At 30.8% G+C, this 16,101-nt stretch carries 15 protein-coding genes; 11 read left to right on the forward strand and 4 right to left on the reverse strand.

The annotated features are described in order from the left end of the window. Positions 1 to 84 precede the first annotated feature (84 nt). From QYS47_RS09785 to QYS47_RS09830, 10 genes are all read left to right on the forward strand, one after another. The gene (locus QYS47_RS09785; RefSeq protein WP_322345822.1) at positions 85 to 2,961 is read left to right on the forward strand and encodes a S8 family serine peptidase; all 2,877 of its coding nucleotides are present in this window, start codon (positions 85 to 87) and stop codon (positions 2,959 to 2,961) included. 103 nt (positions 2,962 to 3,064) lie between these two features. Beyond that, entirely contained in the window at positions 3,065 to 3,682 is a 618-nt protein-coding gene (locus QYS47_RS09790; RefSeq protein WP_308356735.1) for a DUF4159 domain-containing protein, read from the forward strand. Between the two features lie 24 nt (positions 3,683 to 3,706). Continuing rightward, on the forward strand, positions 3,707 to 4,681 hold the full coding sequence (locus QYS47_RS09795) for an AAA family ATPase (protein WP_322345823.1): 975 nt from the start codon (positions 3,707 to 3,709) through the stop codon (positions 4,679 to 4,681). Between the two features lie 6 nt (positions 4,682 to 4,687). Further along, positions 4,688 to 5,551: a DUF58 domain-containing protein gene (locus tag QYS47_RS09800; RefSeq protein WP_322345824.1), complete on the forward strand. Its 864-nt coding sequence runs from the start codon at positions 4,688 to 4,690 to the stop codon at positions 5,549 to 5,551. Further along, positions 5,548 to 6,570, forward strand: coding sequence for a BatA domain-containing protein (locus QYS47_RS09805; protein WP_322345825.1), 1,023 nt, complete (start codon positions 5,548 to 5,550; stop codon positions 6,568 to 6,570). The genes QYS47_RS09800 and QYS47_RS09805 overlap by 4 nt, the downstream gene beginning before the upstream one ends. Then, positions 6,563 to 8,734, forward strand: coding sequence for a hypothetical protein (locus QYS47_RS09810; protein WP_322345826.1), 2,172 nt, complete (start codon positions 6,563 to 6,565; stop codon positions 8,732 to 8,734). Before QYS47_RS09805 ends, QYS47_RS09810 begins: the two co-directional genes overlap by 8 nt. Beyond that, positions 8,727 to 10,442 carry a hypothetical protein gene (locus QYS47_RS09815; protein WP_322345827.1) on the forward strand — a complete coding sequence of 572 codons (1,716 nt, stop codon included), beginning with the start codon at positions 8,727 to 8,729 and terminating at the stop codon, positions 10,440 to 10,442. Before QYS47_RS09810 ends, QYS47_RS09815 begins: the two co-directional genes overlap by 8 nt. 1 nt (position 10,443) lies before the next feature. After that, positions 10,444 to 11,907, forward strand: a complete 1,464-nt coding sequence (locus QYS47_RS09820) for a M20/M25/M40 family metallo-hydrolase (RefSeq protein WP_322345828.1) — start codon at positions 10,444 to 10,446, stop codon at positions 11,905 to 11,907. A 2-nt stretch (positions 11,908 to 11,909) separates the two neighbouring features. Next, complete coding sequence (locus QYS47_RS09825) at positions 11,910 to 12,098, forward strand: hypothetical protein (protein ID WP_302125462.1); 189 nt, start codon at positions 11,910 to 11,912, stop codon at positions 12,096 to 12,098. Between the two features lie 10 nt (positions 12,099 to 12,108). Further along, positions 12,109 to 12,576 (forward strand): DUF2452 domain-containing protein, encoded by a 468-nt coding sequence (locus QYS47_RS09830; protein ID WP_302125460.1) that lies wholly within the window; start codon positions 12,109 to 12,111, stop codon positions 12,574 to 12,576. Positions 12,577 to 12,579: 3 nt separating this feature from the next. On the opposite strand, the gene QYS47_RS09835 is transcribed toward QYS47_RS09830, so the two are convergent. From QYS47_RS09835 to QYS47_RS09850, 4 genes are read right to left on the reverse strand one after another with little or no spacing between them, the layout of a single operon-like run. After that, entirely contained in the window at positions 12,580 to 13,197 is a 618-nt protein-coding gene (locus QYS47_RS09835) for a response regulator transcription factor (protein ID WP_322345829.1), read from the reverse strand. After that, positions 13,190 to 13,990, reverse strand: a complete 801-nt coding sequence (locus tag QYS47_RS09840; RefSeq protein ID WP_322345830.1) for a sensor histidine kinase — start codon at positions 13,988 to 13,990, stop codon at positions 13,190 to 13,192. The genes QYS47_RS09835 and QYS47_RS09840 overlap by 8 nt, the downstream gene beginning before the upstream one ends. Further along, positions 13,969 to 14,598 carry a hypothetical protein gene (locus QYS47_RS09845; RefSeq protein WP_322345832.1) on the reverse strand — a complete coding sequence of 210 codons (630 nt, stop codon included), beginning with the start codon at positions 14,596 to 14,598 and terminating at the stop codon, positions 13,969 to 13,971. The genes QYS47_RS09840 and QYS47_RS09845 overlap by 22 nt, the downstream gene beginning before the upstream one ends. Before the next feature lies 1 nt (position 14,599). Continuing rightward, positions 14,600 to 15,175, reverse strand: coding sequence for a hypothetical protein (locus tag QYS47_RS09850; RefSeq protein WP_302125447.1), 576 nt, complete (start codon positions 15,173 to 15,175; stop codon positions 14,600 to 14,602). Between the two features lie 221 nt (positions 15,176 to 15,396). On the opposite strand from QYS47_RS09850, the gene QYS47_RS09855 reads away from it, so the two are divergent. Beyond that, positions 15,397 to 16,080 carry an aspartate/glutamate racemase family protein gene (locus QYS47_RS09855; protein ID WP_302125445.1) on the forward strand — a complete coding sequence of 228 codons (684 nt, stop codon included), beginning with the start codon at positions 15,397 to 15,399 and terminating at the stop codon, positions 16,078 to 16,080. The last annotated feature ends 21 nt before the right edge of the window (positions 16,081 to 16,101 follow it).

Genomic DNA, 16,101 nt, shown 5'->3' on the forward strand with positions numbered 1-16,101 from the left:
TTAAATAATTTCGAATAAAGATGATAAATCATATTAAATATTTGAATAATAATATTGATATGGTGATGATTTAACCAAAACTGAATGAAATCTTACTTATTAACGAAGGCTAGTTTTAAAATTAATCTTTTTCTCTACTCTTTATTTTTATATTTCCTAATCGTTAACAATTTCCCATTGTATGGTCAAGGAATAAGCAGCAATTCAAGAGGGAATTATATTATTGATAAACAAGAATCTCTGAATAGTATAAAAAATCAAGAGTATTACTTGGTTCATTTTGACTCTGATTCTAATTTGTTAAAGAAGAATTTTTCTTCAATCAGAAGACTAAAAAATAATGATTATATAGTTAGGGTTGATAATTTAGCTGAATTAAGATATAAGACTTCAAAAAATGATATCTCTATTTATAAAACAAATAATAACTGGAAGAAATCTTCTAATATAACAATTTTAAATAATGACTTATTAAACGGAGTATATTGGATTGAAAGTCAAGATAAACAAAAATGTAAAAATTTTCTTGCTTCAAACCCTAAGATAAATACTATTTTGACTCAAAATCAGTTTTTTAAAATTCATGTAGATAATGTTATTTTAGATGAATTATTAAATAAATCATTTATTTCTTACATAGAGAAAGTGCCTCAAAATGTCAAAAGTGAGGCTAGAGTGCTGGATCTAAATTTAAATCCAAATAAAATAAATACCATTCAAGCCTATTATCAAGAATTGGATGGGTCAGGTGAAGTAGTAAGTGTAAGGGAGCCTTTTTATACTATTGAAGATATAGATTTACAGGGTCGATATATTCAGACTGGTCTTGAGAGTGAGTTTTCTGATAATCATGCTCTAGAAATGGCAACTATGATTGCTGGAAATGGTAATTCTTTTCTGACAGGTTTAGGAGTTGCTACAAATGCTCAACATACTTCTTCCTCCAATGCAGAAGTTAGTCCTAATAATTATGATTATTTTTCGGATAATAATATCCAAACCCAAAACCATTCTTATGGTACTGTGATTGAGTCTTTTTATGGAGTGGATGCTGCCTTATATGATCAGCTGGCATTTGAACATAAAGAAATAATTAATGTTTTTTCAATTGGTAATTCAGGATTAGAAACAGCCCAAGAGGGAGTGTATGTCAATATAAATGGTTATGCTAATATTACTGGAAACTTTAAGCAGGCAAAAAATATTCTGACCATTGGAGCTGTGGATACTGCTATGAATTTAATCGATTTCAACAGTAATGGACCAGCATTTGATGGAAGAATAAAACCAGAATTGGTGGCCTACAGTATGGCGGGTACTTCAAACGCAGCTGCTTTAGTAAGTGGAACTTCTGTTTTAATGCAACAAGCTTTTAAGGATAAGTATAATACCCAACTAAATTCAGCATTGTTGAAAGCTATTTTGATAAACGAAGCTGATGATATTGGATTATTAGGGCCTGATCACAAAACTGGTTTTGGAAGTTTAAATAGTTATTCGAGTGTTAATGCAATTTATAATGAAAGCTATATAGAATCCGAATTAGTTAATATTAAAAATACACATACTTTAAAAAGACCAATAAATGCTTCTCAATTAAAAATGACCTTGGTATGGACGGATCCACCAGCATCTCCTAATGATGCATATGCTTTAGTAAATGATTTAGATTTAAAGCTAATTGATGCTAATGGTAAGGAGTATTTGCCATGGGTTTTATCTACAGAGGCTAGCCTTGAAGCCTTAAGTTCCTCTGCAACATTAGGTGAAGATCATATTAATAATATAGAGCAAGTTTATATTAACAAGATTGAAACTGACTCAGTTAAGATAATTGTAAGCACTAATCAAACTACTGATATTACTCAGCCCTATTCAATTGCTTATAAATGGATTACAGAAAATGAGTTTAGTTGGACAAGTCCCACATTTAAAGATAACATTCCTTATAACGGTGAGACAGCATCTCATATTAGATGGGAGAGTACTTTTGATTCCAAGGCTCAAGCTAATTTATTTTTTAAATTGGTTGGAGAATCAGAATGGACATTAATAGAGGAGAATCTAAATCTTTCAGCTGAAAATTATAGATGGAATCCAATTATCTATAATGATTTTGCACAGTTAAAAATGGAGATCAATCAAGAGAGCTTTGTCAGTGATACTTTTCCAATCTCTAGCCCTATTCGCTTAAATGTAGGTTTAAACTGTAGTGATTCAATTTCTTTGAATTGGAACAGGATTGAAGGTGCAGATTATTATAAAGTTTATAATCTAAATTCCAACGAACTATTGACTATTAGCCAAACATCAGATTCGAGTATTACCCTTCTTAAATCGAATATAGAGAGTGATTATTTTAAAGTACAAGCTTTCAAAAATGATAAAGCACTAATAAATGGGGTTTTAATTAATTATACTCAACAAGGTGCAAACTGTTATTTAAACTCCTATTATTTGGAAACAGTACAGTCAGAGGGGATTTATCAAAACATCCAATTAGCTTCATTAAATGGAATAAGAGAACTATCCATTGAAAAGCGTTTGAGTGATGGTAATTGGAATGTTATCAGCACCTTTACTCCTGAAAATTTCGAAAATATCTATTTGGATGAAAATCCAGATAATGGATTTAATTATTATAGAATTGTAATTCATTTTGAAAATGGCCAAGAAATAATTAGTCAAACGGAATCAGCCTATTATGTAAAAGATTCCAACTTTATAATCTATCCGAATCCCTGGAATACAGAGGAAGATTTAAAGGTATTTTCGAAAGAAGAACTACCAAATGCAATCATAACTTTCATAAACTCCACTGGGCAGGAAATAGGCTCATTCTCAATTCCAAGAGATCGCAACTTTTTGCAAATTGAAATCTTAGAGGAAGGTTTATATTTCTATCGTATTTCTAATCAAGAGGAAATTATCTCTTCAGGAAAATTACTGATCAAAAGGTAGTTTAAATATTAGGGAATATTTCCAGTAATTCTGTTTTCTGACCATTTATATAATTCCAAAACAATTCATTGTAGTCGTAGTGTTTTTAGCGTAAACTAGTAAAATGAATGAGTTTTTCTTCACACGTTTACAATATGAATCAGGCGATTGGAATGTAGATCAAAGGATGCCTTCTAATCTATTGAATTCTTTAATAGAATATACAAACATTCCGGTAGATACTCAGGAAAATGTTGTGGCTTTAGCAAGTAAAGAGCTTTTTAATTGTCCCTTCTGCTATTTAAGTGGTCACAAATTGGTTCAGTTTACTGCTGATGAAAAGGAGAATTTCACAAAATATATTGAAAACGGAGGATTTATATTTGTAGATGATTGTAATCACGATATTGATGGATTATTTGCTAAATCATTTGAAAGACAAATGAATGAAATATATGGAGAGAATGCCTTGAAGAAAATTCCTAATGATCATGATATCTATTACAGTTTTTTCGAATTCGAAGATGGTCCTCCTACTACTTCACAGGAGCTAAATGGTTGGGGGGATGATATTGTTCATGATTATTTAAAAGCTATTGAAATAGATAATAAAATAAGGATACTATACAGTAATAAAGATTATGGTTGCGAATGGGACTATGATTTTAGAAATAAACGATGGTTAGCAGAAGACAATACCAAATTTGCAGTCAATATTGTAATGTATGCACTATTTAACTGATAAACCTTCAATTGAACATAAAAAATGGAAGAAAAAGAAATAAAGGATGCGGTTAATAAATTTAAATCGGCTAGAAAAGAACTTTCAAAAGCGATTATTGGCCAGGAAAACGTAGTAAGTGAGGTATTTATGGCCTTATTAGCAAATGGCCATATTTTATTGGAAGGGGTTCCTGGTTTAGGGAAAACCCTTTTAGTGAGGTCATTAGCTAAAATTTTACATCTTGATTTCCATCGTGTTCAGTTTACCCCTGATTTAATGCCCTCGGACATAGTTGGTATGGAAGTTTTGGAAGAAGATAGAAGCACTGGCAAACGATTCTTTAAATTTAATAAGGGCCCTATTTTTACTAATATTTTATTAGCTGATGAGATCAATAGAACTCCACCTAAAACTCAATCCGCGTTATTGGAAGCCATGCAGGAAAGGGAAGTTACTTATGCTGGTACAACCTATGAGCTGCCTAAGCCTTTCTTTCTTTTAGCTACTCAAAATCCTTTAGAGCAATCAGGGACATATCCTTTGCCTGAAGCTCAATTAGATCGCTTTCTATTTTACACGGTAGTAGAATATCCAACAGATCAAGAAGAAGTTGATATATTAGAGCTAACCACAGCAAATAAAAAAAATGAGCTCAAATCAATTTTGTCAGCAGAAGATATTATTCATGCTAGATCATGGGTTCGCGATATCCATATTGATAAAAGTTTATTAGAACTTATCAGCAGATTAGTTCGCTCAACCCGGCCTCAAACCTCTGATCTTGAGTTAGTAAAACAATATGTAGATTGGGGTGCAGGACCAAGAGCTGGACAATCAATAGTTTTGGCAGCGAAGGCACATGCATTTTTGGCTGGTCGTTTATCTGTAATTCCGGATGATATAAAGGCAGTAACTTTGGCTGTGTTAAGACATAGGATTGTTTTAAATTTTGTAGCTAAAACAGAAAAATATACTGTTGATCAACTTATTAAGGGATTACTAAATCAGATTAAATAAAGCTTAATGAGTTATTTTAATTCCATATTTCAATTACCTGATTTTGAAGCGTTGAAAGCAATGCAGCTTTTCATAAAGCATCATATCGAAGGTTTGATGATTGGTATGCATCAAAGTCCTAAATCTGGATTTGGAATTGAATTTAAGGAATACAGGAATTATACACCCGGTGATTCATTAAAGCAATTAGATTGGAAATATTTTGCCAGAACTGATCATTATATGATCAAGGAAGCTGAAATGGAAAAGCAGCACGACTTCATATTTGTACTGGATAATAGCCTTTCTATGAATTTTGAATATAGCAAAAATTCTAAATTTAATTGGGCCAGAACCTTAATTGCTGCTCTTGCATATATAGCTAATAATCAGTTTGATAAATATTATATTTTCAATCAAGATAATCCGCCACAAGGCTTTGAAGAATTCCTTTATCGCTTGATTCATTTAGAAACTGAACAGAATATTGAGCTAAAGGATTTAAAGCCTCATTCTCAAATCAACAATAAAAATACAGTATTCTTATTTACTGACGGATATGGTGAGCTTTCTCAGCTAAAAAGCTTGTTAAGTGATTGGTCAGTGGCATCAAAAGAGGTAATGCTCATTCACCTTTTATTTGATAATGAAGAGAATTTAGATTTCGAAGGACAGTATTTTAGCTTTAAGGATTTAGAAAGCGAAGCTATAGTAGAAATAAATAAAAATGAAAGTAAGACTGAATATGTTGATAGAATTGCAAAATGGAAAGCTGAAATCAAACAAGAATGTGTGAAAAACGGAATCGTTTATTGGCAAATGAACGGTAAAGAAAGCTTCAATAAATCTATATTTCAATTATTGTCTCACTTAAATCAATCCTGGGTATGAGTTTGACTAACTCTATAGCACTCTGGGGGTTATTGACACTCATCATTCCTATTATTATTCATCTATGGAGTAAGAATAAAACGAAGCTTATTTCCTTAGGAAGTATTCAGTTTCTTAAGGAAAGCAGTACACAGCGTTCAAATAAAATTGCATTTTCAGAAAAGCTATTATTTCTATTAAGAGCCTTGATTTTGGTTATGGTAGTATTCTTAATGTCAAATCTATTCTTTAAACAAGAAACTGAAAAAAAGACTGTTGTATTAATAGGAGTGGATATTGAACTTCCAAATGCTTACAGTTCTGATAAATATTATAAAATGGAAGCTATTGAATTTAAAACCTATTCACTTGCAAATAAATGGTTTCTTTTAAGTGAGATAGCAAATAAAAGAAATGATATTGATTCATTAATTTACATTGATAACTTACCAAAAAACGGCTTTGTAGGAGCTATACCAAAACTTCCATTTGATTTGAAAATTATTAACAAAGGTGAAAATAATCAATTGAAATCTCTGGTTAAATCAACTGATACAATACATTATAATCTAGAAATTGAGGATAAACTAGTTAATAATAAAATAGAAAACTTATTACAGGCCAATCAAAATTATACTTCAAATCAATTGGTATTTCAGCCAAATAAAAAGCTCAATTCAGAACTTATATTATCTGATGAGTTAGGTGATTTAAATGCCAATCAGCTTGTCATTAATAATTCTGTATCAAGTGATTATACTATAGAAAGATACCCTAATTACCAAGTTTTACTTATCAATAAGACTTGGTTTTTAAATCCACTAAATGAGGATTTTATTGTATTATTAATCTCTGAATTTATAGCCGAGATTGCTAAACCAGAGTATTATTATTCCTCATTAGATCAATTATATCATCGTCAAAACGAGATGAAATTAAAAGCCATTATTAATCAGGATTATGACGAATGGATTATGATTTCTATTCTCTTGTTAATTCTATCAGAACGTTTTATAAGTTATAGAAAGCATCATGGATAGAGCGTTTAAAAAATATTGGAATAAGCTTTTAATTCAATTTTACTTAAGATTGATAATCAATGTCTTATTGTGGTTATTTAGTTCTAGCTTATTGCTTGAGACTGTATGTAATATTTTTGACCTTCAGTCGATACTTGCTTTTCAGATTGTCTATCATTTATCAGTTTTACTACTAGTATTATTATGGCATCCTAGAATACTGTGGAATGATGAGGAGATCATAAGGTATTTACATCATAAATACCCTAAACTTGAATATAGTTTAGGAGTATTTCAAAGAGAGCGAGTTAGTGAGCTAGAAGAAATTCAAAAATCTAAAGTCAAAGCTCATTTACCAAAACTCAACCAAATCAGTTTTGACTTTAATTGGCAATCTTCATCTATTTTATTGGTAATGAGTGTATTATTTTGGATTATTTCAATAATTATCCCATTTGATTTCCCAACAGATTCAATAGAAATATCTAAGGAAAATTCAACTAATGAATTATTGCTTTCAAATACTGATGATAGTTTGATATTTGATTATGAGCTTAAAATATATCCGGCACCTTATACGAGATTAAGATCTTTTATTTGGAAAGAAGGTAAAAAAATACCTGAGTACAGTAAGCTTATTTTTTCAAATAGGGGAGAAATAGATTTTGATTTATTATGGCAGAATAAGAGCACATATTCAGTAGCTAAAAATACTCGAAAGACATTTAATTTTTATAAGTCATCATTGTATGAGATATCATACTTGCAACAAGACAGCTTAATAACAAATGAACCAAAACTTTTGGAAATAACTGAAGATGCTAAACCCTCTCTTTCAACAAATTTAGAATTTAACCGATATGAGATCAAATGGGAAGATTTAAATCAGACGTTCTCATTTAATTTAAAGGGGGAGGATGACTATGGTATTAATTCCATAGATGCTGTTATGACTTTAAGTAGGGGTGAAGGTGAATCTGTAAAGTTTCGAGAGATGAAAGCCTCAATCATGAAAAGTAATCATAGTTTAAAAGCATTTCAAAACAAAATTAAAATACCCTTAGATACTTTTGATTTAAATCCTGGAGATGAATTGTATTTCTATTTTGAAGCAAAAGATAATAATCCATATCGCTCTCAATTTACTAGAACAGATGTGTATTTTCTTTCTATTGAAGATACAGCAGAATATGAATCGGTAGAATATGAAGGCTTTGCTTTAACCAATGAAGCAGAATATTTTAAAAGTCAGCGTCAAATTATTATTGATACTGAAGCTTTGCTTGAAGACAAAAGTAGCATCAGTCAGCTTGAATTTGAAGGAAGAAGTAATAATATAGGCGCAGATCAAAAGGTGTTAAGGTTACGGTATGGAGTATTTTTAGGAGAGGAATTTGAAACTACTGGAGGCTTAGGAGAAATTGATCATTCAGGACATGACCATGGCCAAATAGAAAGTGGAGAAGATGAACATGAAGGTCATGATCATGAAAATGAAAGTGGAGATGAGCATAGTAATTTTTCTAATCCCATCTATAATGAAACTCCTGAATTAGCAGCTTATGTACATGCTCATGATGAAAGTGAATTGTCAACTTTTTTGGATGCGGAAGTAAAAGCTAAATTAAAGGAAGCCCTTGCCAATATGTGGGAAGCTGAGCTTTATCTAAGAACCTACAAACCAAAAGATGCTTTACCTTATGAATACCAAGCCTTGAAGTTGATTAAAGAGGTTAAAAGAGCTTCCCGAATTTATGTTCAAAGATTAGGCTTTGAACCGCCACCAATAGATGAGGCTAGGAAGCGCTTAACTGGAGAAATGAAGGATATTAAACCAAATCTAGTCAATAACAATAGACAAGAAATAAGCTTTAATGAAAAGATAAGGAATGCTTATCAAGGATTAAATTCAGCCTATATTGCCAATGATTTAGAAGGTGCAGATAAAATATTAAATAGTTTTGTTGAGACTCTAATAATCAAAATCACGAATGAGCCTGTTCGTTATTCCAAAATTTTAGTAGCTATTAAAGCTTTCCAAAATGATAAAACATTAGATAAACTACGCGATGTATTGGCTTATTTAGAGTTGATTTTAGAATTGAATAATCAAATATCCAAATCTAATCAGGCTTCACTGAAAACAGACTTATTGCAATCCTATTATCAATTATTAAATGAATAAGTTTTTACTAAATATATATTGGGAAAATCTATGGTCTTTTGAACATCTAATTGTTTTAATTGCAATTACAATACTTCTACTTTTTTGGGAAATAAGAAAGAAAGGAAGAAGACTTCCTTTAAGAGTTTTAGCAGTAATATTGACAATTGCTTCCTTATATCTCATTTATCTAAAGCCTTATATACTACAAGAAAAACCCAAGAGCTCTGCTGTATTAATTAGTCACGTTCTACCACATAATTTTCAAGATTCATTATTTAGTAAATATAATATTCCTGTTTTAAAACAAGATTCAAATTATAAGTTCACCTATTTCGGAACAGAAAATGCTACTTCATTTTCACTTGAGGAGTTAGATTTTCAAATTGATACGGCTTTCTTATATGGTTATTTCCCACAGCTTAATCCTCGTTATTATAATAAAAGAATTGATTATAATTTAAAGGGGGGACTAACGATCGATTATCCAAAGTCAATTGATTTAGGAGATAGTTTAAAGATCGTAATTAGGAATAATTATGATCAAGAGATATCAGAAAAATTAATCATAAATCAGAATACAATTCCATTTAAAGTGGCTAAAAAAAGTCAGGCTGAAATATCTACTTTACCGAAAGTATCAGCCGATAATTTCATTAAAATATCAGATAAAAATTACGATTATAATTTTTCTGTTGAAGTTAAAAAACCTGAATTATATAGGATTCAAATTCTATCTGCAGCACCTGATTTTGAGTGGAAATTTTTAACAAATTATTTAAAAACTGAAGGCCATTCTGTTTATCAAAAAACTAAAATTTCAAAGGATAAATACATTATAAAGAGAATTAATTGGAGTGATTCAATTTCAATAAATAGGGGTGTGGTTTCCAATTTGAAAATTCTATTGGTAGATGCTAAATCTTGGAATAATTTAACTAAGGTGCAACAGGGTAGATTCCGAGATGAACTCACTAAAAACAAAGGTAGCTTAATCTTCAGATCGAACGAAAACACGAATATCTCGCTTGATTTAGGCATGTCTAAAATAACTAATATTTTTAGTACAGGTGATAATTTACTTGATCAAGAATACTATAAGTACCTACAAATCAATACTATAAAAGACTTTACCGAAGTAGGAAAAAATAGCCTTTTTAGAACAGTAAGGCCAGATATAATTTATGGTATAATCAATTTTCAAAATACATTTCAATTGAGCTTATCAGGCAATAATCAAGAATATGATAGAATATGGAAGAACGTATTTCAAGAATTAGTACAAAATGAGAAATCAATATTTTATGATAAAACTGCTTGGCCTGTTTTATATCATCCTTTTAATTTTACGGTTTGGTCTGTAAATACTTTTGATCAATTAGCAGTAATTAATCCTTCAAAGGACACTATTGAAATGGAAAAAATTAAGGATGAAATTTACCCAGAAAGAGCGCACTATATGTTCTATCCTGCAAGGGTTGGATGGCATTTTATCCAGCTTGAAAATCCTTCAAAATTAATTCCTTTTTATGTTCATGATTCTAAGCTTACCAATGCTTCACAATTCCTGAATGAATACAACAATAGTTATTTAAATTATCTTAATTTTGAAAGTTTAGAGCAGAAGCAATCAAACTATAAATTTCAAAAGCACTTTATAACAATATGGATTTTTATACTGTTTGTTATAGGTGTTGGATATTTATGGATGGAAGATAAAATAACCTAATATGAGGCTAGTATTTTTTACGCTATTTACTTTTTTAATTTCGAGTGTAGTAATAGCTCAAAAAATATCTTATTCTGATAGTTTACCTAAATCAATTTCATTTCAAGAATCTATTGACTTACTATCAGCTTACATACAAAGAGAATCTGTTTCAGGTAGTGAAAAAGAAGCCGCTATCTTTATTGAAGATTACATCCTAACAACTGATCTACATTTAAGAGTTTTTTCAAACTTTTCGGATAATTATAATCTGGCAGCATCACTTTACCCCTTAAGTAGTGGTAAACCTAACATCATTCTTCAAAGCCATATAGATGTAGTGCCCATTGATGATCTAGATCGCTGGAAATATGATCCCTACAGTGGTCATTATGATGGAAGTTATGTATATGGTAGAGGAGCTTTGGACGCCAAAGGTCTTGGTATTATGCAAATCAAAGCCTTGGAGGCTTTTCAACATGATTACGATACAACTGAATTGCCTTATAATGTTACAGTTCTATTTCTTTCTGCTGAAGAAACTGGGGGTAAAAATGGAGCTCGTTATCTAATGAATAATTTCCAAGATGAACTAAATGCAGCAGTAGTATTAGGTGAAGGAGGAGCAGGCTATCAAAATGTATTGAAAAATTATCCAGATAAGGTAGTTTTTGGAGTTTCGGTGGCTGAAAAACAAAGCTTATGGCTTCAATTAAAAATCAACAGCAATTCTGCAGGTCATGGAGCAGCACCTTCCAATAATTATGCAAATATGCAGCTGATTAATAGCCTTAATCATTTAACAAATCGAAAGGTAATACTTTTTTTCAACAGAAGCACTCGGCAAATGTTCAGAAGGTTAGGTAGGGCAGAAGGTGGAGTGAGAGGCTTTTTTATTCGGAATATTAACTGGTCAATTTTAGCCCCTTTTGTACGTAAACAAATAGAAAGAGAGCCCTTTCTATCTTCTTTATTAACTAATACTGTTACAGTAACTAATATCTACAATCCACCTGGCCCACCGAATCAAGTAAGTACATCGGCTACTGCAGTATTGGATTGTCGCTTAGTGCCTGGCACATCCTCAAAAAGCTTTATTCGTTACATTGAAAGAAAACTAGATAATGAGAATATTGAAATTAGTGTGATTGCTGAAAGTCCGGAAGCGGAACCTTCTAAATTGAATAAATACTACAAAGCAATTGAGAAATCAATTTCTGTAAGCTATCCTGAAGCGGAAACCATTCCATTTTTATTTCCAGCTACAAGTGATAATAGCTTATTTAGATCATATGATATTCCATCTTATGGTTTTATACCTGCTGTAGTTACTGAAAGAGATATAAATAGCATTCATGGTTCTAATGAAAGAATAGGGGTTGAAGTACTCAAGTCTGGAATTACGATCTATTATAACTTTATAAAAGAAATCCAGTTTAAAGAACCATTTTCGTTATTTAACTTAAATAATGATGAAGATAATTAGTTATGAAAAAGTCTAAAGTTTTTTTAATAATCGCCATAATATTTATGCTCATTGTTTTCTATGTGGTGTATGATATGTCCACTAGAACAAAGTTTCCAGGGGGAAGGCCATCTAAGAAAGGGGAGTATAACAATTCCGATAAAGATAGTGTTAAGCAAGTGGATCCAATGGAAGTAGAAATCCGAAGGTAATATATAGAATATGAGTGAGAAGGGTAAAAAAATTGATGTTGATAAAATAGATCTGGATAAAATGAAAGAAGGTACCACTGAAAACCCTGGTACTATTTCTTTTCCGCATCATTCTGGTAGTGCTATTATTAAACCAACCGACAGAGGTAAAATAAAAGGCAGAGCTGTTTCAGCCATGCATGAGCAAACTGATCGTCAGATGAGTCAGTTGTATGAGCAAATGCAGTTATTGGCCAAACAAGCGAATGAGCTTCAAAATAGAGTTGAAATTTCAGAGCGAATATATTTAGCTAAGATTAATTTTGAGCCACTTATCAATCATACATACTTTATGTATGAAGGTGCTGATGGTAAAGATATATTATCTTTAGTTGCACCAGGGGAATGGGGTAGAAGTCAGAAGAATATGAGATATTTAGCTACTGTAAAATTATTGGCAGATCATACTTGGGAAATAATTGAAAAGGCAGAAGATTAGTTTCTAAATAAGATGATTTTCATGTGCAAATTGAATTAATTGGGTGGTATTGTTTACTCCAGTCTTTTTTAATATATTTTTTCTATGCGTGCTAACTGTATGATTGGATAGAAAAAGTCTTTCAGCAATCTCATTTGTGGCAAGTCCTTCAGAAAGTAGTTTTATAATTTCAATTTCTCTTTCACCCAACTTATAAGAAGCAATCTCTTCTTGAGAATTAGTAAAGTCCTTTATCTTGTCATAATAGAACTTACCACTGTGAACCCTAAGAATCGCGTCATAGAGCTCTTTGCCTGAGTTGTTTTTCAGGAGACAACCTTCTATTCCAATTTTAATTATTTCATCAATAAATGATTTTTGGGCATACATTGTTAGCATTATGATTTTAATATTAGGGTATTCTCTCTTTAGAATTTTAGCACAACTAATTCCATCCATTTCAGGCATATTGATATCTAAAATGGCAACATCCACTTCATTATTTTTTATGAAGCTATACACCTCTTTTCCATTATGGAACTGACCTAAAAGCTCTAAATCATCGTGTTTTTTTAAAACTTCTGATAATCCATCTAGAATTATCTGATGATCATCTGCTAATATTAGTTTTATTTTATTCATTTATTGGTATTTCAATAATTGCGATTAATCCCTTACCCGGTGCTGATTCAATAGTCATTTTTCCTCCAAGCTTCATGATTCGCTTATCTATATTTCGAAGTCCTATTCCTTTGATATTTTCTTTCCCATGAGTATCAAATCCAAATCCATCATCTTCATAAATGATATTAATAAATTGATTTTGAAACTCTAAGACTTCTAATCGTATTTTCTTAGCCTTTGCATGTTTAAGCGTGTTATTTACTAGTTCTTGAATGATTCTGTAAATCTGGGTATTTATGGAGTTTGGTAATTTCCCACTTATTTGAATATCGAAATCAGTTTTTAAAGTTGTGACCTTTTTTAAAGTTGTATCAAGATCCTTTAATGATGCCTCTAGTCCAAAGTGTTTCAATAGTCCAGAATCCAAGCTATGTGAAATTTTACGCGTTTCATCAGCTGCCTTTTGGATGAGAGAATCAATAGTATTGATTTTATTTAATACCTGAGGATCTAATCCTTTTTTTGGAATGGTATCAACAGATAAATTTGCAGTAACCAATAGGCTACCTAGATTATCATGTAGTTCTTTTGAAATCCTTTGCCTTTCTTGATCTTGGCCTTCCAATAATGAATAGGCGTTTTTTAATTCTTGAGCACTTAATAATTCTTCAATTTTCTGAAATTCTATCTTTCGTTTAAGAAGCTTTCTTTGATAGAAGTAGATAAACAGGATAATGCTTACGGCTAAAGTCAACATGCCTGAGGCTCCAATTGCAAGTGTAAGTAAAATCATCTTTTCTGAACCAGCCATAAGCCTACTGCAAAAATTATATTCTTCAATATATTACCAATATTGTGTATATACCATAAGGAAAAGTCAAAAAATCCTGACATTAATTCTGTAGCCAAGAATACAGGAAAAAAAGCTAAAGAAGCATATATTAATATCCCTACATTATATGAAAATTGTGGAGCTTCTTTATTGAAAATATCTTTTTCATATCTGTAAATTTCAATAAAATAAAAAAGGGCTAAAATGATATAGATAAAATTCTTAACGGTTAATGAATAGCTGAAAAAGTCATTTACAGGGTTTTTATAGAAAAGTTCAAGAATAATGGAGACTAAATAAATAAGGCTTAATCCTAAAATAATATTTCGTTTTCGATTTAATATTTTCTGATAAAAAATTAGGATTAAAACTGATTCAACCAACATATAAATAAATATATAGATGTAGTTTCTACCTTCAATAAAGTATTTTAAGCTGATATCTGAGATAAAAGCTACAGATACCAGCGTAATTAAAATTTTATCTATATCTAAATAATTTTCATTTTTTGTTATAAATAGTGTAATGAAAAATAATACAGGAGAATAAACTGATAATGTAGTGATTATGAGATTAAATAATTCCATATTAATTACATTGGTCAGGACAAGGGACGGATGCATTTAAAATTCCATCTCCTCCATCTAAAAAATCATTATCTTTAAAATCATGGATTTTAGGATAATCAAATCCATCTTCTGCTACAGGTATCATAAATACATCATAATATTTTTTGTTCGTGATTGTATCCTTGGTAATAGCTCTATATACCCTGACACCAATTATTTTTCCTCTTTTAGGAGTTCCATTGTTTTTTAAGGAATCCACATAATTAGCAAATTCTAAAAAGTTGTTTACTCCAAAAGAGTAACCGTAAGGATTAGATATATTAGGTCTGTTAGGGTTTTTAAGGAAGTCGTTTAATTTTTTCTGAGCTTTATCTGGACTAATCAATCTACCATGGTTAGGCTTAAATCTTGAACTATCTTTCTTAAATCTTTCAGCTAATTCTTTATCAAAGAAAATTTCATCTGATGGTTCATCTTGCATGTTTTCAATTGAATCTTGCGTAGTTTCAATTTTTTCATTTGTGGTAGAGATATGAAAAATAACTACAGCTATTAAAGCCAATAACAGTACGATTGTTGAAATTTTGTAATTCATGTCATTTAGGTTTTGTTGTTGAACTGTATAAAAATAGCAAATTATATTGTTTAAAAGCATTTAACAATACCTAGAAAAAGGTATAATTTTCAAAACCCCTCTTTTGGAACGAGTGCATTCATATAGTATTAAAATACAGAAATAGGACTTTAAGTAACCTTAGTTACCTTCTTACTAAGTTTTTGAACGTATATTAATGTATATCAAAAAATGATATTGACATGAAAACTTTAGGACTAATAGGGGGGACTTCCTGGCATGCAACAGTAGAATATTATACACAAATCAATCAGAAAGTATCTGAAGTAATAGGGAAACAAGCCAATCCAGAGCTTTTAATTTATAGCATTAATATTGAGTTAATGCGAGAACAGAATAAGGAAAAAATCAATTCCAAATATCTTGAAGTAAGCAAAAAGTTACAAGAAGCAGGAGCGGATGCTATTATAATTTGTGCTAATACACCACACATGGTTTACGATTATGTTCAGCCTAAAATTGATATCCCAATCTTACATATAGGAACTGCCACAGGAAAATCAGCTCAAGCTTCAAAAATGAAAACATTAGGATTACTAGGGAATAAACCTACCATGACTGGTGACTTCATATCTTCAAAATTAAAAAATGATTATGGTATGGAGGTCATTATCCCCGAAGGCGAAAGTTTAGATAAATCTCACTACTATGTTTCCAAAGAGCTTACTCAAGGCACATTCTCTGATGAAGCCAAATCATTTTATCTTAATCAAATTAAGGAAATGAAGAAAAGAGGTGCTGATGGAATAATACTGGGCTGTACAGAGCTTCCAATTTTGCTAAAAGGAATAGATTCAGAATTACCGATGCTTCGAACAACAGACTTGCATATTGAGATGGCGGTTGAATTTATTTTAGAGAATTAACAAATTCATATTTGGGGAGTT

Origin of the sequence: Marivirga arenosa (genome assembly GCF_030503875.2) — a bacterium.
GTDB classification, from domain to species: Bacteria; Bacteroidota; Bacteroidia; order Cytophagales; family Cyclobacteriaceae; genus Marivirga; species Marivirga arenosa.